Genomic DNA, 847 nt, shown 5'->3' with positions numbered 1-847 from the left:
AATGGTCGAGGCGCTGGGGCGCGGCTTGGCGGCCCCGGCGGGTTTGTCGGTTGCAGGCATCGACAATGTGGAGTTTGCAGCAGATCTTGCGCCCTCGCTGACCATTATGGGCATTCGCGCAACCGCCATCGGCAGGGAAAGCGCTGCGCAGGCAGATCGGGAGACGGGCGTGGTGCGGGAGTGCCGATCAGCCTTGTCGCCCGGTATTCGACGGCGGGTGGGCATGCCAGAACCGGATGCCGCTCGCGAGAGCCGGGGTGAACGAGCGAACCCGGCTTGCCCGGCGGAAAACCTCCGGGCCGCGCGCGCCTGCATGTGTTCCCGGCCCTGGATGGTGTTTTCAGGGGCGTTTTCCAGCCGCTTTTCCTCGCTTGACATGTTGTTGCCAAGCGCGCAAGACACTCGGGCTGGTGCCTGTTCATGACAGGTGAAAAGGGAATGTGACAAAGCTCGATAGCAAGATCGGGCCAGAAGCGCAGCCGCCGCGACCGTGACCGGAGAGGTCGCCCAATGCCACTGGCTATCTGGCCGGGAAGGCGGGCCGACCATCGAGGCGCAAGCCTCGACATCCGCAAGCCGGGAGACCTGCCAGCCTGCAGCCGCCCCTTCCGGGGCATCGAAACCAGCGGGGTGACTGGTGGTCTGGCGTCGGCGCAGGTGCTTTGCCCTTGCCGGTCCTGCCATCCTACCCTTGCATAAGTTGCGCGCGACGGGTGGTCGCGCGGGAAAGAGACAGGATGCAACCCTCTCGCAAAGCATTCGCGAGGCCGGGTCTGGCTGTGGGCAGCTATGCGCCTTCTGCCCGAGATGTGGCTATCGCGAACCCGACAGATACGGCGCGTCAGCG

Annotated in this window: 1 protein-coding gene and 1 riboswitch; the gene reads left to right on the top strand. The window is 65.5% G+C overall.

Going from position 1 to position 847, the window contains the following annotated elements; translation table 11 throughout:
- The coding region (locus tag ACTIE1_RS16615) for a hypothetical protein (protein WP_439563508.1) at positions 1-424 on the top strand (424 nt) is incomplete at its 5' end.
- Positions 393-607: riboswitch (cobalamin riboswitch) on the top strand. It overlaps the preceding gene by 32 nt.
- Positions 608-847 lie beyond the last annotated feature (240 nt).

It is taken from the genome of Roseinatronobacter sp. (assembly GCF_051859525.1).
GTDB lineage: Bacteria > Pseudomonadota > Alphaproteobacteria > Rhodobacterales > Rhodobacteraceae > Roseinatronobacter.
This window is presented reverse-complemented; position numbering and strand designations above follow the sequence as displayed.